Origin of the sequence: Desulfovibrio piger (genome assembly GCF_951793255.1) — a bacterium.
GTDB lineage: Bacteria > Desulfobacterota > Desulfovibrionia > Desulfovibrionales > Desulfovibrionaceae > Desulfovibrio.
The window spans coordinates 1640616-1660877 of sequence record NZ_OX636706.1; the positions used below are offsets into that span (position 1 = coordinate 1640616).

Here is a 20262-nt window from a genome sequence, read left to right on the forward strand (position 1 = left end):
GCCGCAAGGCCGTGCCCGTTACGACGCAGGAAGTTACGGGCATCGACAGCAGGGATGCGACCGGAAGGCGGCCGCAAGGCCGTGCCCGTTGCGACGCAGGAAGTTACGGGCATCGACAGCAGAGATGCGACCGGAAGGCGGCCGCAAGGCCGTGCCCGTTACGACGCAGGAAGCTACGCCCGTCGGCAGCAGAGCGAAAGGGGATCTCCTCTCGATCTAAAAGCAACGGCGGCCTACACCGCCCAGCAGGCAACGCTGTGGCCGTTCTCGCAACGGGCCACAGGGGCGCTTTCAAAGCAGCGCGGCAGGGCTTCGTCGCAGCGCGGGGCAAAGGGGCAGCCTTCGGGCATGTTGTCCAGGCTGGGGACGCTGCCGGTGATGGCGGGCAGGCGCTGCATGCCCATGGCCGCATGTCCCGGTGCGGAACGCATGAGCCCGCGCGTATACGGATGCAGAGGATTGCGGAACAGCTCGGCCGTGGGAGCGTGTTCCACCAGATGTCCCGCGTACATGACGCCCACGTTGTCGGCGATGCGGGCCACCACGCCCAGGTCGTGGGTGATGAAGAGCACGGCCATGCCGCGCTTGCGGCTCTGTTCCGTGATGAGGCTGAGTATCTGCCCCTGGATGGTGGCGTCGAGGGCCGTGGTGGGCTCGTCCGCCAGCAGCAGATCGGGCTTGCAGGCCAGGGCCATGGCGATCATCACGCGCTGGCGCATGCCGCCGGAAAGCTGATGGGGATAATCGTCATAGCGGCTCTCGGCCGCCGGGATGCCCACCTCGGAGAACAGGCGGATGACCTCCTGCCGCGCCTCGCTGCGGGACAGGCCCAGATGCAGGCGCAGGGGCTCCGCGGTCTGCATGCCTACCTTCAGCACCGGATTGAGCGAGGTCATGGGCTCCTGGAAGATCATGGCGATATGGCGGCCCCGCAGGGCGCGCATCTCTTCCGGGGGCATGGTGCGCAGGTCACGGCCGCGGAACAGGATACGGCCGCTGATATGGGCATTTTCGGGCAGCAGATGCAGGATGGCGCGGGCCGTGAGGCTTTTGCCGCAACCGGATTCGCCCACCAGGCAGGTGATGCCCGCCGGGGGCAGGCTGAGGCTGACGGCGTGGACGGCGGGCAGGATGCCGTCGTCCGTGCTGAAACTGACGGAAAGCTGTTCCAGAGTGAGGGTATCGTCCAGGTTCATGGGCGGAGTGTTCCCCGGCTGTTGGGTTGGGCGGCCGGTCCCCGGCAGGGCTCCGGCACGGCGGGTTTGAAAAAGGGAAGGAGTCTTTCCTTGCGGAAACGGCTCCTTCCCCCGGATGTCGTCGAGGTGACGGCGGATCAGCGTTTGACGCGCGCCTCGCGGTACTGGATGTAGGCCTCGCGCACGGCGATGTACGGGTCCACGGCGATGCCGCTCAGGCTCTCGTAGGTGGGCAGCAGGTCGTCCAGGGCATTGAAGCGCAGGTAGAGCTCGGAAGCCGTGGCCAGCTCCCAGGGATGGACGAAGAAGAAGACATCGGTGGCGCAGTCGCCCACAAAGCCGATGCTTTCACGCACGGAGCTGGGGCCCAGGAAGGGCCAGACGATGTAGAAACCGTGCCCGATGCCCCAGCGGCCCAGGGTCTGTCCGAAATCCTCGCCGCCGGGATCGATGTCCACCAGGATCTTCTTGGTGCTGGCCACATCGGCAAAGCCGCCCAGGCCCACGGTGGTGTTCATGCAGAAGCGCCCGAATTCCACAAAGGCTTCCTTGACGCGGAACTGCAGCAGGCTGTTGATCATGCGCTTGGGCATGAGGATGTTGGCATAGAAGTTTTTGACGCCGCCCCGGATGGGCTGGGGGACGACGGTCTCGTAGAAGTTGTAGACCGGCTTGGCGACATGCAGGAAGAAGATATCGTTGAAGGCGAACCAGAAGCGGTTCCAGGGCTCCAGCGGGTCGGCGATGCTGGTCAGGGGCTCGCTGTCGTAATCATCCAGGGAATCCCCGTCAGCCAGCTGCTCATGGGCATAGGGATGCACGGAGATGGCCCCGGCCGGCATGGTGGGGCTGCTGCTGTCGTACAGGCTCGACGGCGCGTGTTCCGTGGCCGGGGCGGCCGGAGCGGCACCGGCGGGCGCGGCGCACAGGAGCGTCAGCAGCAGGAGCGGGACAAGGATATGGGGACGCATGCTGTCTCCGTCTGGCGGCTATTTGCCGACCGGCTGCTTGCGCACTTCTTCGGCCTTGGCCTTGACGCGGGCGATGAGCTCGTCAGGGGTGCCGCTGGTCAGGATGTCCTGGAACTGGGTGCGGTAATTTTTGACCAGGCTCAGGTTCTCCACGATGATGTCATAGACGCGCCAGCTGTTGTCCTTGGCCATCATGCGGTAGGCCACGGGCACGCGGGTGCCGTCCTTCATGGTGATCTCGGTGCGGACTTCCACACGGGTCTTGGCGGCATTGGCGATCTCGCCGGTATAGGCCACCTGCTCGCCGTTATAGCCGTCCACCTTGTTCAGGTAGGTGGTCAGCAGCAGGTCGGCAAAGGCGTTGCTGAAACTCTTTTTCTGGGCGGCGGAAAATTCCTTCCAGCGGGGGCCCACCGTACGGGACGAGAACTCGCCGAAATCGAAGATATGGTAGACCTCGTCCTCGATCTGGCGGCGCAGGGGCGGCCGGGTGGCGGGGTTCACGTAGTCGGGGTTCTTGATGCAGTCCAGTACGCGGCTGATGGAGACCTCCAGGGCTTTGCGGGCCGGAGAAGCTTCGGCCGCGTCGGCGGCGGGGGCAAAGCCGGGCAGGGACAGACAGAGGGTGAGGGCGGCAGCGGCCAGCAGGCCGAGCACCGTGCGACGGTTGTTCATATTACACACCTCCCAGGGCGTATTTGCTGATAAGGGATTCGATGTCCACGGCGGATTCCGTTTCTTCCAGGGTGTCCCCGGAAGCCAGGATGTCTTCGGAGCCGCCGGCAGTCAGGTTGACGTACTTGTCACCGATAAGACCGCTGGTCTTGACCGAGGCGATGGTATCGGCGGGCAGCTGCAGGTCCTTGTCCAGGATCAGGACCACGCGGGCCTGACGCCGGGAAAGGTCGTCATCCAGCTTGATGGAGGCCACACGGCCCACGGGCACACCGGCCATCTCCACGTCGGCGCCCACGCGCAGACCGGAAACGGAGTTGAAGTTGGCCACAAGCTCAAAGCCCTTGCTGTCGAAGACCTCCATCTTGCCGAGCTTGATGGTCAGGTAGGCCACACAGACAAGGCCCAGCAGGACGAAGATGCCGACAGCGGTCTGGCGGAAAGAATTCATGGCAATTTCCTTGTGCGGCAATGCCGCGCTATGGTTATACGCCCGGCAGGGGCAATCTTCAAGGTGCGTCCGCAACGATATGCGGCAACATTCGTTGGCGGCTCGCCGGGTATCAGACGATGGGTGCGGCGGCACGGCCCTGCAGCACAGGGCAGAGGGCCGCCGGCCCCGCCTAGGTCCTGAACCATTTGTCCAGGGCGGCGCTCACGCGCGGGTCGGCAGGGGCGTCGGCCAGGCTTTCCTCGTCGCCGCCTTCACGGCGCAGGAACTGGAGCAGGTACGGGTCCCGGCTGGCCTCCAGTTCCGGCAACGTACCGGAAAAGATGGCCCGGCCCTCGCGCAGCACCAGCACATGGTCGGCGATGCAGCGCAGGCTGGCCAGGTCATGGCTGACCACCACGATGGTCATTTCCGGGTACTGGCGGTGCATGGCCTGCAACAGGGCATCCATGCGCGCGGCCGTGATGGGGTCCAGGCCGGAGGTCGGCTCGTCACACAGCAGGATGCGCGGCTCGGCGATGAGGGCCCGGGCAAGGCCCGCCCGTTTGCGCATGCCGCCCGAAAGCTGGTTGGGGAAATAGTCGGCAAAGTCTTCCAGCCCCACCATGCGCAGGACGCGCAGCCCGGCTTCGCGCAGGACGTCCTTGGGCAGGCGCAGATGCTCGCTGAGGGGCAGGCAGACGTTCTGCACCAGGGTCAGGGCGCCCAGCAGGGCACCGTCCTGGAAAAGCACGCCCATGCGGCGGCGGATGCGCCGGGCCTCGGCATGGGGCAGGCTGAACAGGTCCTGGCCGCCGATGCGCAGGTTGCCGCTGATGGGCCGCGAAAGGCCGATGATGTGGCGCAGCAGGGTGGACTTGCCGCAGCCGGAGCCCCCCAGGATGACGGAGACCTTGCCGCCGGGCAGGGTGGCGTTGATGTCATGCAGCACGGCGTGGTCGCCGTAGCCTACGGAAAGGGAAGAAAAAGAGATGTCCCAGGCGTTCATGGTCACCTACAGCAGGAAGGAGGTCAGCACATAGTCGGCCACCAGGATGAGCACGCAGGAGATGACCACGGCCGAGGTGGTGGCGTTGCCCACGGCTTCGGGGCCCACACTGTCACGCCGCATGTGGGTGGTGTAGCCCTGATGGCAGCAGACCGTGGCCACCAGCAGGCCGAAGACCAGGGATTTGATGAAGCCCCCGGCCACGTCGTTCATGGTCACGGAGCTGGCGATGCGGTACAGATAGGCGCCTTCGTTGATGTGCAGCATGAGCACGCCGGTGAGGTAACCGCCGATGATGCCGATGACGTCGAAGATGGCCGTGAGCAGGGGAAAGGCCAGCAGCGAGGCCACCAGCCGGGGGCTGACCAGATAGGCCATGGAGTTGATGTCCATGACGTCCAGGGCGTCGATCTGGTCGGAGATGCGCATGACGCCGATCTCGGCCGCCATGGAGGAACCGGCGCGTCCGGCCAGCATGATGGCCGTGAGCACGGGGCCCAGTTCGCGGATGAGGCTCAGCGAGACGGCCGAGCCCAGCATGCCCACGGAACCGAACTGGACGAGGGTATAGTAGCCCTGCAGGCCCAGCACCATGCCGCAGAAGATGCCGATGAGCAGGATGACGAACAGGGATTTGTAACCGATGACGTACAGCTGCTGGATGGTGCGGGGAACGATGCGGGGACTGGTGAAGATATGGCGCAGGCCGTCGAGCATGAAAAGGGTCACGGCGCCCAGACTGTCCAGCATGCGCAGCACAGCGGCGCCCAGCCGGTTGCAGAACGTCAGGATGCTGCTCATAAAGGGTAACACGCCTCACTAGCGGGGGCGGGGTTTGCCGCCTACCCGTTTTTTGGATTTTTGCAGGGGAGAGCCGAGCCGCATGCGTTGCAGCTCTTCTTTGAGGTTGGCGGCATCAAGATCCGTGCCGCGCATATGGACCATGACCAGGGTCAGCTTGCCGCTTTTCTGGCCGCGTGTGCGCAGGCCCTGGCCTTCCAGGCGCTGGCGCAGGCGGTCGGCGTCGTCCACATTGCGGAAGGCCGCCACCTGGAACACGAAATCATACAGGGGCGCGCCGTTCGTCGCCGCCTGGGGCTTGGCCGGGGCCGCCGTTTTTTCGGAAGCGGGCTGGGCCGCGCCCTTGGGGGCATTGCCCCAGGCCGCCAGTCCGTTGTCCGAAGGCTTGTTGAAAGGATACGGGCTCTTGGCGGCAGGGGCCGCGGCCGGTGCGGCGGATGCGTTGGCAGCGGCAGCGGGGGCCGCAGCGGCATCCCCGTCGGGAGCGGCAGGGGCGCCGCCCACGGGCTGCCGGCTCAGGTCGGCCAGTTTGTCGCGCAGGCCCGCGTCTTCGGAACCGGCCATGGCCTTGTCCATCTCGGCCAGGGTCTCCCTGTCGGGACGGCCGATGCCGGTCAGCTCCCGCATCTCTTCGCCGGGGTTCTGGCCGTGGCCCACCATATAGCCCATGAAGAAGGCCCAGCCTATGCAGGCCAGCATGACGATGCAGACGGCCCCCGCGGCCAGGGGCGGCAGCGTGAAGCTGAAACCGCCCTTGGGCACAGCGGGAGCGATACGCTGGCGGATCTTTCGCAAAGGCTGGGCCATAGGATCTACATGGCCTCGGGAGCGCTGACGCCCAGCAGATCAAGGCCGTTGCGAAGCACCTGGCTCACGGCGCGCAGCAGGGCCAGACGCGAGAGGGTGCGGGCCGTATCGTCGGCCAGCAGCACCTGATGCTTGGCGTAGTAGCTGTGCAGCATGCCGGCCAGATCCATCAGATAGTGGCTGACGTGATGCACGGCCAGGGCCTGGGCAGCGGTGGCCACCATGTCCTCGAAACCGGCCATCTTGCGCAGCAGGGCCATGTCTTCGGGGGTGTCCAGGGCCGCCAGCAGTTCGTCCGTGGCAGCGGCGGGCAGGGTGATGCCGCGTTCCTCGGCACGGCGCAGCACGGCGCAGATGCGGGCGTGGGCGTACTGCACATAGTACACCGGGTTGTCCAGGCTGCGCTGCTTGGCCAGCTCCAGGTCGAAGTCCAGGCTGGTGTCGCTCTTGCGCGAAAGGAACATGAAGCGGGCCGCGTCGGCGCCCACTTCCTTGACCACGTCGGCCAGGGTCTCGAAGGTGCCGGCGCGGGTGGACATGCTCACGGGCTTGCCGCCCTGGAGCAGGTTCACCAGCTGGATGAGCACCACGTCGAAGCTTTCGCGGGGCTTGCCCATGGCGGTGATGGCCGCGCGCATGCGGGGCATGTAGCCGTGGTGGTCGGCGCCCCAGATATCGATGAGCCAGTCATAGCCGCGCTGGAACTTGTTGTGATGGTAGGCGATGTCCGAGGCGAAATAGGTCAGGCTGCCGTCGGACTTGCGCAGCACGCGGTCCTTGTCGTCGCCCAGGGCCTGGGTGGCGAACCAGAAGGCGCCGTCCTTGTCGAAGGTGTGCCCGGCTTCGGTCAGGGCGTCGAAGGCGGCCTTGACGGCGCCGCTCTCCACCAGGGTCTTTTCCGAGAACCAGTGCTGGTGCTCCACGCGGAAGTCGGCCAGGTCGGCCTTGATGCCGTCCAGGATCTCGTTCATGGCGCGTTCGTAGCAGCGGTCCTGACCGGCCTGGTCTTCCATGTCGGGCAGGCTGGGATCTTCGGCCAGCATCTCGCGGGCGATGTCGATGATGTAGCTGCCGCGGTAGTAGTCTTCAGGCCATTCCACGGGACGGCCGGCCAGTTCCTTCACGCGCAGCCACACGGAAAGGCCCAGGATGCGCATCTGGCGACCGGCATCGTTGATGTAGTACTCGGTCTCCACATCGAAACCGGCCTTGCGCAGCAGGCGGGCCAGGCTGTCGCCCACGGCGGCGCCGCGGCCGTGGCCCACATGCAGGGGACCGGTGGGGTTGGCTGAAACGTATTCCACCAGGGTCTTGCGGCCCTGGCCCACGCTGCTCTGGCCGTAGGCGGCACCGGCGGCTTCCACTTCACACACGGTCTTGCGCCAGAAGTGCTGGCTGAAGGTCACGTTGCAGAAACCGGGGCCGGCCACTTCCACCTTTTCGATGTCGGCGCAGCGCTGGGGCAGTTTTTCCACGAAGATCTGGGCCAGTTCGCGGGGATTCTTGTGGGCCTCGCGGGCCAGCAGCATGGCGATGTTGGCGGCCAGGTCGCCGTGTTTGGGGTCGCGGGGCGGTTCGATGACCGCTTTGGCGGGCCAGTTGAGGCCCATCTCTTCCACAATGCCCATGAGGGCAGAGCGCAAAACGTCGGTAGCGCGCATGTATTTTATCTCCTGAGGCGGGGCTCGCGCCTACGCCGAAAAATTTTCCACGCTTTCGAGGCTGTTGACCAGTTCCACCCGCAGTTCCTGGCGGGCGGCCTCGTCCAGATGATTGAGACAGGCGGGCACCATCTTGCCCAGCACGGCCTTGGGACCCACTTCGACCCAGCGGCGCACGCCGTCGGCGTACTGGTTGCGCACGGTCTCGATCCAGAGCACGGACGAGGTCATCTGCTTGAGCAGGCTTTCCTTGGCGCTTTCGCCGTCGGTGACGGCGCGGCCGTGCAGGTTGCAGTAGACCGGGAACTGCGGCTTGCGCCACACGGCCTTGCGCAGCAGGGGCTCCAGCTCGCGGGAGGCCTTTTCCATCATGGGGCTGTGGAAGGCGCCGCTCACCTTGAGCTCGATGGCGCGGCCGCGGTGCTCCTTGGCCTTTTGACAGGCCAGGGCCACGGCATCGCGGTGACCGCTGACCACGAACTGGGCCGGGGTGTTGTAATTGGCCACGATGAGCAGGGCGTCGGCTTCCACGGCGGCCTCGCGGGCCAGGGCCTCCACGTCTTCCTGCTTCATCTTGAGGATGGCGGCCATGCTGCCGGTGCCGTCGGGATCGGCCTCGGCCATGAGGCGGCCGCGCAGGGACACGATCTGCAGCACGGTCTCGGGATCCAGCACCTCGGCGGCGGCCAGGGCGCTGAATTCGCCCAGGCTGTGACCGGCGGCGGCACAGGGGCGCACCTTGCCCGCCAGCTCACGCCAGAGGTTGATGTTGACCACGGTCAGCGCGGGCTGCAGGGCGCGGGTGTCGCTCATGGCGGCAGCATCGCCTTCCCAGTAGATCTCGCGCAGCGGCAGGCCGCTGATGGCTTCGGCGCGCTTCCAGAGCGTCATGGCTTCGGGACGGGCTTCGGCCAGCTCCCGGCCCATGCCCGCTTCCTGCGAGCCCTGGCCGGGAAAAAGCAATGCACACGATGTCATTTTCATAGCTCCAAAAATGGATTGGCAAGCGGTATAAAGTCGTCTTTTTTACGACAGAGCGCCAGAGCTTGCAAGTCCCGCCGCCAGAGGCTACACAAGGCCCATGAAGCCCAACGCGAAACACGACGACATCTCCCTGTCCGCCCTGGCGCGATGCGCCCGGGAGGCGGGCGTGACGGTGCCCGAGGCGGCCCTGCCCGGGCTGGCGGAATATCTGCAGCTGCTCTGCCGCTGGAACAAGGCCATGAACCTGGTGGGCGCGCATCACTGGCGCGACGCCATGCAGCGCCTGGTGGCCGACAGCTTCCATCTGGCGACCTTCCTCGACGGCCTGCCCCTGCCCGAAGATCCCCTGTGCTGGGATCTGGGCTCCGGTGCGGGCCTGCCCGCCATCCCCCTGCGCATGGCCTGGCAGCGCGGCACCTGCTGGCTGGTGGAGGCCCGGGAGAAACGGGCGCTCTTCCTTTCCATGGTGCTGGCCCGCGTGCCCCTGCCGGGGACCCATGTTTTCCGGGGCAGGGTGGAGCACTTTTTCCCCAAGCAGGCCCGCAAGGCCGACTGCATCACCAGCCGGGCCTTCATGCCCTGGCCGCAGCTGCTGGAGCTGGTGGCCCCGCATCTGGCCGATGACGGCATCGTGGTGATCCTGGCCCGCGAGGAGCCGCCCGCCGCCGGGGACATCGACGGCTGGGAGCTGGTGGGATCCTTCGCCTACACGGCCGACAACGTGCACCGCTGGTTCTGGGCCCTGCGCCGGAGAGCCGAAGGATAGTTTTTGAGGGGAGGGGCTGCCCACGCGGGAGGGCCCCAGGCTTTTCGCCTTTTCCCCGCACGTTTCTTCGTATCCCCGGGATGCGTCCCTTCTTCTGCCTGAAAACTCTCTGCCACAAAGGAGAGCACGCATGACGGACAAACCGGTCTCCGTCTATTTTACCGCTGAGAACCGCACCTTCTGGCTGCACGGCCTGTTCTGGGGCCTGGTGACCCTGGGCCTGGCCTTTGCCCTGCGCATGCTGGAATGGCCCTGCTGGCAGAACCCGGAGTACTGTCTGGGCTCGGAATGGCTGCTGGCCACGCACGATGCCTACCACTGGGTGGCCGGTGCCGAAGGTTTCGGCCATGCGGTGGGGCACCCCATGGCCGTCATGCTGCGCGGCATGGCCGATCTGCTGGGGACCTATCCCGCGGCGGTGGCCTTCTGGTTCCCGGCGCTGCTCTCCTGCTTCGTGGCCGTCATCGTCTACGCCTGGGTCTGGGCCCTGGGCAGCATGGAAGCCGGTGTGGCGGCGGGCCTGCTGACCAGCCTTGCGCCGGGTTTCCTGGCCCGCACGCTGCTGGGCTACTATGACACGGACCTGGTGACCCTGTTCTTCCCCCTGCTCATGACCCTGGCGCCTGCCTGCTGGGCCATGCGCTACATGCTCCTGCCCCAGCTGATCCTGAAAAAGCTCATCGTAGGTTCCGGCCTGGCCGCGGCCAGACGCCTTTGGGGCAGCTCGCTGGCCGAGCAGGACCTGCGCCTGGGCAACCCCCTGCGCTGGCAGTGGGTGGTGCTGCTGGGCGTTTCCGGCGTCATCTCCTGGTGGACGCAGGAATGGCACTCGGTCTTCCCCTATCTGACCCGCTACAATGTCTGTCTGCTGGCCTTCATGAGCCTGGTCATGGCGCCGCGCGGCCGCCGCAACCTTCTGCTGCTGGGCTCGCTGGCCTACGCCCTGCCCACGCTGGGCGGCCCCCTGTTCTTCGGCTTCAGCGCCCTGCTCATGACCGCGGGCTGGACGCGTGCCCGTCAGATGTACCGTCTGCGCCAGTGGCTGTGCCGCCCCTGGGTCCTCATCCTCCTCTGGCTGGGGGTGGGCTCCCTCTTCCTGTCGGGCGAACTGTTGCAGACCATCACCCACCAGCTTTCCCTGTACATGAAGAAGGCCGAGGTCTCGGGCGGCAGCGGGGCGCTGGCCCTCATCTATCCGCCTGCGGGGCAGGCCCTTACCGAAGTACAGGACCTTGGCCTGCTGGCCGTGCTGGCCTATTTCCATCCCTGGCACGAGGCCGCGGCCCTTGGCCTGCTGGGTTTCGTATGGGTGATCTTCCGCCGTCCCGGCGCGCTCTTCCTGCTGCCGCTGGCGGCGCTGGGCCTGCTCAGCACCAAGATGGGCGGTCGCATGGTCATGTTCGGCGCGCCCATCGTGGCCGTGGGCCTGACCCTGCCCCTGTACTGGATGCTCCAGCGTCTGCTGCGCAAGCTGCGCCCCAACGTGACGGGCATCCTGACCTCCGCGCTGCTGCTGGCGCTGCTGGTGGCCCCCTTCGTGAACATCATCCCGGCCATGTCGCAGGGCCCCATGATCAACCGCCGCCATGCCGAGATGCTCAGCCGGGCCCAGACCGTGGTGCCCAAGGATGCCACGCTCTGGCTGTGGTGGGACTGGGGCTACGCGGCCCATCATTTTGCCCACCGCCTCACCATCGCGGACGGTGCCCGCAATGCCGGAGCGCCGCTCTATCTTTCGGCGGCGGTGCTGGGTACGGACAATCCCCGTTTCGCCCGTCAGCTCATCCGCTATACCAGCCAGTTCGCCAAAGGGCGCGACCCCTTCGACGAGGAGGTGGCCAGCGAGGTCTTTGCCGGACTGGACGCCCAGCAGGCCCAGGACCTCATGGACAAGCTGCGCTCGCCGGAAACGGCGCTGGTGGAAGGCGAAGGGCGGCAGTTCGTGACGGTCAGCTTCGAGATGCTGCGTCTCGGTTTCTGGATCAGCAATTTCGGCAACTGGGATTTCGTGACCCGGCAGGGAGAGGGCGCGGCCCTGTCCATCCTGCCGCAGGCCGTGGCCTACAATCTGGACAAGGGCGAGGTCCTGCTGGACGACAGCGCCACGCCCATCCGTCCGGCGTCCATCAGCGTGTTCGAGGAGACGGGCGTCACCCGCCGGGACTACATCCAGCAGTGGTTCGACAGCCATCCGCGGGCCACGGCGGCCCAGCGGCAGGAATTCCTTTCCGGACGCCGCAACGTGCACTTCTTCTTCAACCGCATCACGGACGAGAAGCTGGCCATGGATGCCAACCTCTACAATTCGCTCATGGTGCGCCTGCTGGTGGGCAATCCGCAGGATCCGGCCATCTCGCCCTATTTCAAGCTGGTCTACGACAACGTGTTCTGCCGTATCTACGAAGTGCTGTAGGGAAGGGCGGACGTTGAGGGATTCTTGAGGAGAGGGCAGACCTCTCCTCAAATCTCTTGGCCTTCCCCAGCGTGTTTTGTCTGGAAAAGAGGAAGCGGATGCCGGGGGAGCCCCGGTCGCGGGGATGCTTTTTGCCGGACGAAGCCGTCCCTTTTGGCATGGGCGTGTGACCAAAGACGGTCTGCAGGGCCGTGTCCGTCGCGATGGAGAGCGCCGGGGCATGGACGGCAGAGGGGCGAGCGGAGGCGGCTCGCGGCAAGGCTCCTCTGGAGATGAAGCGCATGGTGGGGAGGGGCGCTCCTCCCCGGCGGATTTTTCAGACAAGCGCCCGCAGGCCGCATCAATGATGGTAGGGTACCTTGCGGATGATGCACTCCGCGCGGTAGAGCTGCTCCAGCAGGAGCACGCGGGCCAGCTCATGGGGGAAGGTCATGCTGCTGAGGCTGACGAGCTTCCAGGCGCGCTGGCGCACGGCCTCATCCAGACCGTAGGCGCCGCCGATGATGAAGCAGGCGCGGCCCATGGCGTTGTTGTCGATCTTTTGCAGCAGCTGGGCCAGCTGGGGCGAGGTCATGGTGATGCCGCGCTCGTCCAGCACCAGGGGCACGTCCTGCGGGCCCAGGGCCTCCAGCAGACGGCGGCCTTCCAGCTCGTTGCGCTGGGCCTGGGGCAGGGCGGGGTCCCCGTCCCGGACTTCCACACATTCCAGACGCCGCCAGCGGTTGATGCGCTGGCTGTAGTGGGCGGCGGCGTCTTTCCAGAACGGTACTTTCAGTTTGCCCACACTGAGCAGGCGCAAGGGTTTCCCTGTCATGATTCCTCGATCGTTGTGTCAGATATCCACGGCGGAAGACGCCGCCCGCAGACTGCGTGATGGCGGCGTGCTGGCCTTTCCCACAGAGACGTTCTACGGCCTGGGCTGCTGTGCCGACCAGGCCGTGGCCGTGGCGCGAGTGTATCAGGCCAAGCGCAGGCCCGTCCATATGCCTCTGCCCCTGCTGGCGGGCAGCCTTGACCTGCTGCGCCCCTATGTGACGCTGGAGCAGGCCCCCGAAGCGCTGCTGACGGCCTTTTGGCCCGGCCCGTTGACCGTGGTGCTGACCGCCCGGCTGACGCCGCTGGAAGGATGTCGGCCCCTGGCGCCGCAGCTGGTGAACCCCAAGGGCAAGGCTGCCGTGCGCCTGACGCCCCATCCGCTGGCGGCGCAGCTTTCCCGTCTGGCCGGGGCGCCCCTGACGGCCAGCAGCGCCAACATCAGCGGCCAGGCGGCCGCCCGTGTGCCTGAGGAGCTGGACGAACGCCTGCTGACGGCCCTGACCGGGCCCGACGACGGCGTGGTGATCAGCGGCCCGGCCCCGGCAGGCGGCGTGCCGTCCACCATCGTGGAGCCGCTGGCCGGTACGGACCTGCGCGTGCTGCGTCTGGGGGCCGTCAGCCTGGAGGCTTTGAAGGCCGCGGGCTTCACGCCGCACCTGGCCTGAGCCCGCTCCGCCGCCAAAGGCGGAAGGCGCATCCCGGAGCATCGGAATCCCTGTCGAACATGGAGCTTGCGGCCAACATGCTGCTGGCGTACCATGCGCCACTGGAGGCACCCATGCAGAAAGAACTCACCTGTCCCGCTTGCGGTCACAGCGTCATCCAGTATCTGAACCCCGCGCCCACCACGGATGTGGTCATCTATGATCCCGAACGGGGCGTGGTGGTCATCGAACGTGTCAACGAGCCGCACGGCTTTGCCCTGCCGGGAGGCTTCGTGGACGACGGCGAGCAGGTGGAACATGCCGCCGTGCGCGAGATGCGCGAGGAGACCGGCCTCGATGTGGAGCTGCTGGGCGTGCTGGGCGTGTATTCGCGCCCGGATCGTGACCCGCGCCGCCATACCATGAGCGTGGTCTTCGTGGGGCGTCCGCGTGATGCGGCGGCCCTGAAAGCCGGGGACGATGCGGCCCGGGCGGCCTTCTATCCTCTGGACAGGCTGCCGCAGCCCATTTGTTTCGACCATGCCCGCATCCTGGCGGACTTCGGCCGCTGGCTGGCGGGAGAACGTACGCTGGCGCCGGTGGAACCGGCAGGGGAGGATGACTGATGGGCTACCGTAACCTTCAGGAATGTGTGGCCGATCTGGAAAAGGTCGGGCAGCTGCGCCGTATCGACGTGCCCGTGGACCCGTATCTGGAGCTGGCGCACATCCAGCGCCGGGCCTTCCGCTCCAAGTCTCCGGCCCTGCTGTTCACGCGGGTCAAGGGCTGCTCCTTCCCCATGCTGGCTAACCTTTTCGGCACCACGGAGCGCCTGCACTTCATTTTTCGCGACAGCCTCGCCGGGGTGGAAGCCGTGCTGGCCGCCAAGGCCGATCCGGCCGCGGCCCTGAAGCATCCCCTGCGCAGCCTGCGGGCCCTGCCCGCGCTGCCGCACATGCTGCCCCGCCGCACCTCCAAGGCCCCCGTGCTGGAGAACCGCTGCGCCCTGTCGGCCCTGCCCCGTCTGGTGGGCTGGCCCATGGACGGCGGCCCCTTCATCACCCTGCCGCTGGTCTACAGCGAGGATCCCGCACGCCCCGGCCCGGATGCCTCCAATCTGGGCATGTACCGTGTGCAGCTGGCGGGCAACGACTACGCCGCCGACGAGGTGGGCCTGCATTACCAGATCCATCGCGGCATCGGCGTGCACCATGCCGAGGCCCTCAAGCGGGGCCAGAGCCTGCCGGTGAACATCTTCGTGGGCGGGCCGCCGGCCTTCACCGTGGCGGCGGTCATGCCCCTGCCCGAAGGCCTGTCGGAACTGCGCTTCGCGGGCCTGCTGGGGGGCTGCCGTGCGGCCATGCATTACAGCCGCCGTCTGCCCCTGCCGGTGCTGGCCGAGGCGGATTTCTGCATCAGCGGCCACATCCTGCCGCACCTCAAGCCCGAAGGTCCCTTTGGCGACCATGTGGGCTACTACAGCCTGAAGCATGATTTCCCCGTCCTGCAGGTGGAGGCCGTGCATCACCGCACCGGCGCCATCTGGCCCTATACGGCCGTGGGACGCCCGCCGCAGGAAGACACGGTCTTCGGCGATTTCATCCACGAGCTCACCGGCGCGCTGGTGCCGCAGATCTTCCAGGGCGTGCGCGAGGTCCACGCCGTGGACGCCGCCGGGGTGCACCCCCTGCTGCTGGCCCTGGGCAGCGAGCGCTACACGCCGTACGAGGCGCAGCGCCGCCCGCGCGAACTGCTGACCGCCGCCCTGCACATGCTGGGCACCACGCAGACGGCCCTGGCCAAATACGTGCTGGTGGCCGCGCATGAGGATGCGCCGGGACTGCGGGCGCGGGACGTGGTGGCCTTTTTCCGGCATCTGCTGGAGCGCACCGATTTCGAGCGCGACCTGCACTTCATCACCCGCTCCACCACGGATACGCTGGACTACACCGGTTTTGCCCTCAACGAAGGCTCCAAGCTCATCTGGGCCTCGGCGGGCGAGAAGCGCCGGGAACTGGCGCTGGAAGTGCACGACCTGCCGTCGCTGCCCGAAGGCTTCGGCGACGCCCGCTGTGCCGGGCCGGGCATCCTGGTGCTGCGCGGCCCCCGTCATGAACTGGGCCGCAACGAGACCGACCCGCGCATGGAGGAGCTGGCCGCCTGCCTGGCCCACTGGCCGCAGCGCGATGCCTTCCCGCTGGTGGTCGTGGCGGACGATGCCGCCTTTTGCGCCGCGGACTTCGACAATTTCCTCTGGGTGGCCTTCAGCCGTTCCGATCCCGCTGCCGACGTCTACGGCACCGGGGCCGTGGTCCGCGCGCGGCACTGGTCCTGCGAAGGGCCGCTGCTGCTGGATGCCCGCATCAAGCCCTTCCATGCGCCCGCCCTGGAGGAAGACCCCGCCGTTCAACGCCGTGTGGATGCCCTGGCCGCGCCGGGCGGCCCGCTGCACGGCCTTATCGAATAAGGATCGTCTATGAAGATCGCCCTCTTGCAATGCAATACCGTCACCGGTGACGTGGCCGGCAATGCCGAGCGCATCCTTGCCGCCGTGCGTGAGGCCGCCGCCCAGGGCGCCGACCTGTGCGTCACTCCCGAGCTGGCCCTGTGCGGCGTGGCCCCGGGCAGCTATCTGCGCGCCGAGGACTTCGCCGAGGGCTGCAAGGCCGGGTTGCAGATGTTGGCCGATGCCCTGCAGGACGGGCCGCCCCTGCTGGTGGGCGCGCCGGTGGCCAGCGTGTACGCCTCGGGCCTGCTCTCCAATGCGGCCATCCTGGTGCAGAAAGGGCGCTGGTCGGTGGTCTCGCGCAAGGTCTACCAGACCTACGGGCAGGACAGCGAGGCCCGCTTCTTCGACCGGGGCGTCTCCTGCGGCATCCTGGCCCTGGACGGCTGGCGCCTTGGCGTGGTGCTGTGCCAGGAATCGGCCACCGAGGACGGCGCCTTCTGGAAGACCCAGTACGCCAGCGGCCACAACCCGCTCATGGAGCTGGTGCAGCGCGGTGTGGACGCCATCGTCCACATGGCGGCGGTGCCGTTCAGCAAGGGGGTGCAGCGCCTGAGCGAGCAGATGCTCTCGCATGTGGCGGCGCGGCATCATGTGCATCTTTTTTCCGTCAACATGGTGGGCGGCAACGACAGCCGCGTCTATAACGGCCAGAGCCTGGCCTTCGACCCCACGGGGCAGATCCTGGCCCGCGGCAAGGCCTTTGCCGAGGACGTGCTGCTGGTGGACACCGCGGGCAGCGGCGGCATCGTGCATCCGCGTCCCGCCTGCCTGCCCGAAGCCATCTGGGACGCCCTGACCCTGGGCGTGCGGGACTTCGTCCGCAAGTGCGGTCTGGAAAAGGCCATCGTGGCCCTTTCCGGCGGCATGGATTCGGCCCTGGTGCTCTGTGTGGCTGCCGAGGCCCTAGGCGCGGACAACGTGACGGCCGTGCTCATGCCGTCGCCCTACAGCAGCGAAGGTTCGGTGACCGACTCGCTGGAGCTGGCCAAGAATCTGGGAGTGCGGACCCTGACCCTGCCCATCGAGCCGGTCATGGAGAGTTTTTCCGCGGCGCTGGCGCCGGGGCTCGACCTGTTCGAGACCTTCCCCGGTGACACCACCTTCGAGAACCTGCAGGCCCGCATCCGGGGCATCATGGTGTCCTCGCTGGCCAACCGGGCGCGGGCGCTGGTGCTCAACACGGGCAACAAGAGCGAGTGCGCCGTGGGCTACAGCACCCTGTACGGCGATACCGTGGGCGCGCTGGGCGTCATCGCCGACCTGACCAAGACCGAAGTCTACACCCTGGCAGGCTGGTACAACCATCACCGTCAGGCCACCATCATCCCGCAGGCCATCTTCGACAAGGCCCCCTCGGCCGAGCTGCGGCCCGGGCAGAAGGATTCGGATTCCCTGCCGCCCTACGACGTGCTGGATCCGGTGCTGGAGAGCCTGATCTTTGCCGGGCAGACGGCGGCCCAGCCCCAGGAAGCCGACGAGGGCCTGCGCAAGGAAGTGCGCCGCAAGCTGTTCGCCGCGGAATTCAAGCGCCGTCAGGAGCCGTTGGGCCTGCACATCAGCCGCATGCCCTTCGGCACGGGCTGGCAGGTGCCGGTGGCCGGGCGCTACCGCATGCCGTAGGGGCGCGTGCTATCCGAGGAAAAGGGGACGCGCCGCAAGGCGCACGATATTTGATACCAAGGGAAGGCGGCTGCGGGAACGAGCATGGCCGCCGGAGCGCTCGCAGGAGCGCAGACAGACATCATTCGCATCTGGAGGAGAGACCATGCCTGAAGCACCAGAGAAAAACCTGGCTCTTGACATCGTTCGCATCACGGAAGCCGCCGCGCTTTCTTCGGCCCGCTGGCTGGGCCGCGGCAACAAGGAGGCCGGTGACGGCGCCGCCGTGGACGCCATGCGCAACAGTTTTTCCACCCTGCATGTGGACGGCATCGTGGTCATCGGTGAAGGCGAAAAGGACCACGCCCCCATGCTGTACAACGGTGAAAAGGTCGGCATGGGCGACGGCCCGCAGCTGGATGTGGCCGTGGACCCCGTGGAAGGCACCAGCCTGTTGGCCTATGGCCGTCCCAATGCCATCTCCACGGTGGCCGTGGCGCCGCGCGGCAGCATGTTCAACCCCGGCCCCAGCTACTACATGCAGAAGCTGGTGGTGGCCCGCGAGGCCCGCGATGTGATCGATCTGGACGCCCCGGTGGACGTCAACCTGCACAACGTGGCCCGCGCCCTGGGCAAGAACGTGCAGGACCTGGTGGTCTTCGTGCTGGACAAGCCCCGTCACAAGAAGCTCATCGAAGACATCCGCAGCACGGGCGCCCGCATCCAGCTGCATACCGACGGTGACGTGGCCGGCGCCCTGATGGCCGTGGATCCGCGTTCCGAAGTCGACGTCATGATGGGCACCGGCGGCACTCCCGAAGGCGTGCTGGCGGCCTGCGCCATCAAGGGGATGGGCGGCCAGATCCTGGCCCGTCTGGATCCCCAGTCCTATGTGGAGAAGGAAGCCATCAACGAGGCCGGCATCGACATCCGCGAAGTGCTGACCGTGCACGACCTGGTGCGCAGCGATGATTGCTTCTTTGCCGCCACGGGTATCTCCGGCGGCGATTTCCTGCGTGGCGTGCGCTACAGCGCCCGTCATGCGGTGACCCATTCCCTGGTGCTGCGCGGCAAGACCGGGACCCTGCGCTATGTGGAATCCTACCACAATATGGACAGGCTCTCCAAGATCAGCGCCGTGCAGTACTAAGCGAGGCTTGTTGCTTGATGAGAAAAACAGGATGCCAAGGCTGGCTGGCCAGCGGGCTGCTTTGCGGCCTGCTGCTGGGCGGCCTGACCGTGGTCGCCCCGGTGGACGTGGAAGCGGCCGCCGTGACGACGGTCTATGACGGGCAGAGCCCGGTGGAAGAAAAGGAACTGCTGCGCTTTCTCGATATGCTGCCCCAGTTCCGCAGCTGGGCCCGTGAGAACAGGATCGAGGCCCATCCCGTGGCCCGCAGGGGCAAGGCGGATTTCCTCTATCCTGAGGATGCCGCCCGCTGGGTGGAAGCCAAGGGCTGGGATGCCCGGCGCTTCTTCTGCGTCATGGGCCGTATGGCCGCAGCGCTTGTCATCGTGGAAGACGGCAATGACCTGCAGGCCCGTCCCAAGGATATGCCCGTCGTGGACAAGAGCGAAGTGGAGCTGGCCCGCAAGCATCTGGGCAGCCTGCTCAAGGTGAGCATGCCTGACGAGGGCATGTCCCACTAGAAGTCATTTCATAATTCTGGAGAAAATTTAAGGTTTCGGTTAGTCTCAAAAAATGAGCAAAGCCGAAATGCTAACTGATGATCAATGGTCTGTCCTGGAACCTCTTTTTCAGAAAGAGCGCACAGGCGCAGGACGTCCACAAATTCATTCTGACAGAGAAGTTTTAAATGGCGTCCTCTGGGTCTTGCGTACAGGCGCGGCATGGGCGGACTTACCGGACAGGTTTCCATCTTCCGCAACTTGCTATCGGAGATTCAGCAAATGGGTAAAAGATGGAAGGCTTCGAAAAATTCTGGAGTCTCTGGCCCGGCATCTTGAAGATAATGGCCTGATAAATCTGGAAGAATGCTTCATTGACGGCACATTCGTTGTCGCAAAAAAAGGGGCCCAAAAGTGGGAAAGACCAAGCGGGGCAAAGGTACGAAGCTCATGGTTATTGCTGACGCTTCTGGTTTACCTATCGCCGTGTACACGGATTCTGCTAACCCTCATGAAGTCAGACTTGTCCAGGCTACAATCAATGAAATTGTCACGTTGGGACGCCCCCGAAGAATTATTGGGGATCGTGCCTATGACAGCGATCCGCTTGATGAAGCCCTTGCTTCTCAGGGAATTGAACTCATCGCGCCGCACCGCAAGAATCGTAAAAAGCCGGCGACGCAAGACGGACGGCTCTTGCGCCGTTACAAAAGAAGATGGAAAATTGAACGCCTTTTTGCGTGGCTTAACAAATTTAAAAAGGCAATAACTCGTTGGGAAAGGTGCGTTGAACGTTTTACGGCTCTTGTCCACCTTGCTTTTTCTATGATTTTGTTGAGAAGAGTTATAAAAATTGCCCATTAATTATGAAATGAGTTCTAGCATCGCAGGCCCCTGCCTGCTGTTCTGAAAAAAAGGCGTCCGTCCCGTGAGGATGGGCGCTTTTTTCATGCCGTTTGGCTTTGTTCCGTTTGCATCCTCCCTGCTGGCAGGCGGATGTGGAGAGTCCTTTTCTCGCACGGCGAGGCCTTCAGAGCCTTAGCGGCGGCGACGGACGGAAGCGCCAAACGAAGAAGAGCTGTCTCCCAAACAGAGGGCCGGGACTGGTGGCCTCCCTGCTTTACAGTACGCTATGGAGGCAGGTCCGGTACGTTCGCATTTGTTGGTGTGGTGTCGTGTCGCTAGGGGAGATCCGCCATCTCGGGCGGCATCCTTTCCGTATGTTTGCGGATACGTCGTCCGGCAGGGATAAAGAGATGCTGTCACAGTCCCGCTGTCCGAAATGTGGGGCGGCAGGCAGCCCGGCAGCAGACAGGTGGAGTTCCCGCTGGGCAAGGAAACAGGAAACGCAA

At 65.7% G+C, this 20262-nt stretch carries 19 protein-coding genes; 9 read left to right on the forward strand and 10 right to left on the reverse strand.

What is annotated here, in order from left to right:
* Positions 1–233: 233 nt before the first annotated feature.
* From Q4I12_RS07390 to Q4I12_RS07430, 9 genes are all read right to left on the reverse strand, one after another.
* Entirely contained in the window at positions 234–1196 is a 963-nt protein-coding gene (locus tag Q4I12_RS07390) for an ABC transporter ATP-binding protein (RefSeq protein WP_297137552.1), read from the reverse strand.
* Positions 1197–1333: 137 nt separating this feature from the next.
* Positions 1334–2167: an MlaA family lipoprotein gene (locus Q4I12_RS07395; protein WP_204625159.1), complete on the reverse strand. Its 834-nt coding sequence runs from the start codon at positions 2165–2167 to the stop codon at positions 1334–1336.
* 18 nt (positions 2168–2185) lie between these two features.
* Complete coding sequence (locus Q4I12_RS07400) at positions 2186–2842, reverse strand: Tgt2/MlaC family protein (protein WP_204625158.1); 657 nt, start codon at positions 2840–2842, stop codon at positions 2186–2188.
* A 1-nt stretch (position 2843) separates the two neighbouring features.
* On the reverse strand, positions 2844–3293 hold the full coding sequence (mlaD, locus tag Q4I12_RS07405; RefSeq protein WP_006006299.1) for an outer membrane lipid asymmetry maintenance protein MlaD: 450 nt from the start codon (positions 3291–3293) through the stop codon (positions 2844–2846).
* A 172-nt stretch (positions 3294–3465) separates the two neighbouring features.
* Positions 3466–4281 (reverse strand): ABC transporter ATP-binding protein, encoded by an 816-nt coding sequence (locus tag Q4I12_RS07410; RefSeq protein ID WP_168934473.1) that lies wholly within the window; start codon positions 4279–4281, stop codon positions 3466–3468.
* A 6-nt stretch (positions 4282–4287) separates the two neighbouring features.
* Positions 4288–5082: an MlaE family ABC transporter permease gene (locus tag Q4I12_RS07415; RefSeq protein WP_006006302.1), complete on the reverse strand. Its 795-nt coding sequence runs from the start codon at positions 5080–5082 to the stop codon at positions 4288–4290.
* Positions 5083–5100: 18 nt separating this feature from the next.
* Positions 5101–5889 carry an SPOR domain-containing protein gene (locus Q4I12_RS07420; protein WP_297159091.1) on the reverse strand — a complete coding sequence of 263 codons (789 nt, stop codon included), beginning with the start codon at positions 5887–5889 and terminating at the stop codon, positions 5101–5103.
* Positions 5890–5894: 5 nt separating this feature from the next.
* A complete protein-coding gene (gene argS / locus Q4I12_RS07425; RefSeq protein ID WP_302261226.1) occupies positions 5895–7550 on the reverse strand; it encodes an arginine--tRNA ligase in 1656 nt (551 codons plus the stop codon).
* A 30-nt stretch (positions 7551–7580) separates the two neighbouring features.
* Complete coding sequence (locus Q4I12_RS07430) at positions 7581–8534, reverse strand: ACP S-malonyltransferase (protein ID WP_168934469.1); 954 nt, start codon at positions 8532–8534, stop codon at positions 7581–7583.
* Between the two features lie 97 nt (positions 8535–8631).
* Between Q4I12_RS07430 and Q4I12_RS07435 the strand changes: the two genes are divergently transcribed.
* Together Q4I12_RS07435 and Q4I12_RS07440 are read left to right on the forward strand one after the other, a co-directional pair.
* A complete protein-coding gene (locus Q4I12_RS07435; RefSeq protein WP_297159092.1) occupies positions 8632–9300 on the forward strand; it encodes a 16S rRNA (guanine(527)-N(7))-methyltransferase RsmG in 669 nt (222 codons plus the stop codon).
* A 130-nt stretch (positions 9301–9430) separates the two neighbouring features.
* Positions 9431–11713 carry an STT3 domain-containing protein gene (locus tag Q4I12_RS07440; RefSeq protein WP_302261229.1) on the forward strand — a complete coding sequence of 761 codons (2283 nt, stop codon included), beginning with the start codon at positions 9431–9433 and terminating at the stop codon, positions 11711–11713.
* Positions 11714–12053: 340 nt separating this feature from the next.
* On the opposite strand, the gene Q4I12_RS07445 is transcribed toward Q4I12_RS07440, so the two are convergent.
* On the reverse strand, positions 12054–12527 hold the full coding sequence (locus Q4I12_RS07445; RefSeq protein ID WP_006006317.1) for a 23S rRNA (pseudouridine(1915)-N(3))-methyltransferase RlmH: 474 nt from the start codon (positions 12525–12527) through the stop codon (positions 12054–12056).
* Between Q4I12_RS07445 and Q4I12_RS07450 the strand changes: the two genes are divergently transcribed.
* The 7 genes from Q4I12_RS07450 to Q4I12_RS07480 all read left to right on the forward strand — a co-directional run bounded on the left by Q4I12_RS07450 (position 12526) and on the right by Q4I12_RS07480 (position 19774).
* Positions 12526–13194 (forward strand): L-threonylcarbamoyladenylate synthase, encoded by a 669-nt coding sequence (locus tag Q4I12_RS07450; RefSeq protein WP_302261231.1) that lies wholly within the window; start codon positions 12526–12528, stop codon positions 13192–13194. The genes Q4I12_RS07445 and Q4I12_RS07450 overlap by 2 nt on opposite strands.
* A 113-nt stretch (positions 13195–13307) precedes the next feature.
* Entirely contained in the window at positions 13308–13799 is a 492-nt protein-coding gene (locus Q4I12_RS07455; RefSeq protein WP_168934465.1) for an NUDIX domain-containing protein, read from the forward strand.
* Positions 13799–15640, forward strand: a complete 1842-nt coding sequence (locus Q4I12_RS07460) for a UbiD family decarboxylase (RefSeq protein ID WP_302261233.1) — start codon at positions 13799–13801, stop codon at positions 15638–15640. Before Q4I12_RS07455 ends, Q4I12_RS07460 begins: the two co-directional genes overlap by 1 nt.
* A 9-nt stretch (positions 15641–15649) precedes the next feature.
* Positions 15650–17302, forward strand: coding sequence for an NAD+ synthase (locus tag Q4I12_RS07465; protein ID WP_168934463.1), 1653 nt, complete (start codon positions 15650–15652; stop codon positions 17300–17302).
* A 145-nt stretch (positions 17303–17447) separates the two neighbouring features.
* A complete protein-coding gene (gene glpX, locus Q4I12_RS07470; RefSeq protein WP_006006325.1) occupies positions 17448–18431 on the forward strand; it encodes a class II fructose-bisphosphatase in 984 nt (327 codons plus the stop codon).
* Between the two features lie 17 nt (positions 18432–18448).
* A complete protein-coding gene (locus Q4I12_RS07475) occupies positions 18449–18931 on the forward strand; it encodes a hypothetical protein (protein WP_302261237.1) in 483 nt (160 codons plus the stop codon).
* Positions 18932–18983: 52 nt separating this feature from the next.
* Positions 18984–19774, forward strand: a protein-coding gene (locus Q4I12_RS07480) for an IS5 family transposase (protein WP_412388922.1) whose coding sequence is annotated in 2 segments (ribosomal slippage) — positions 18984–19326 and positions 19326–19774 — 792 coding nt in all. Because the reading frame shifts where the segments join, the coding sequence is not laid out codon by codon here.
* The last annotated feature ends 488 nt before the right edge of the window (positions 19775–20262 follow it).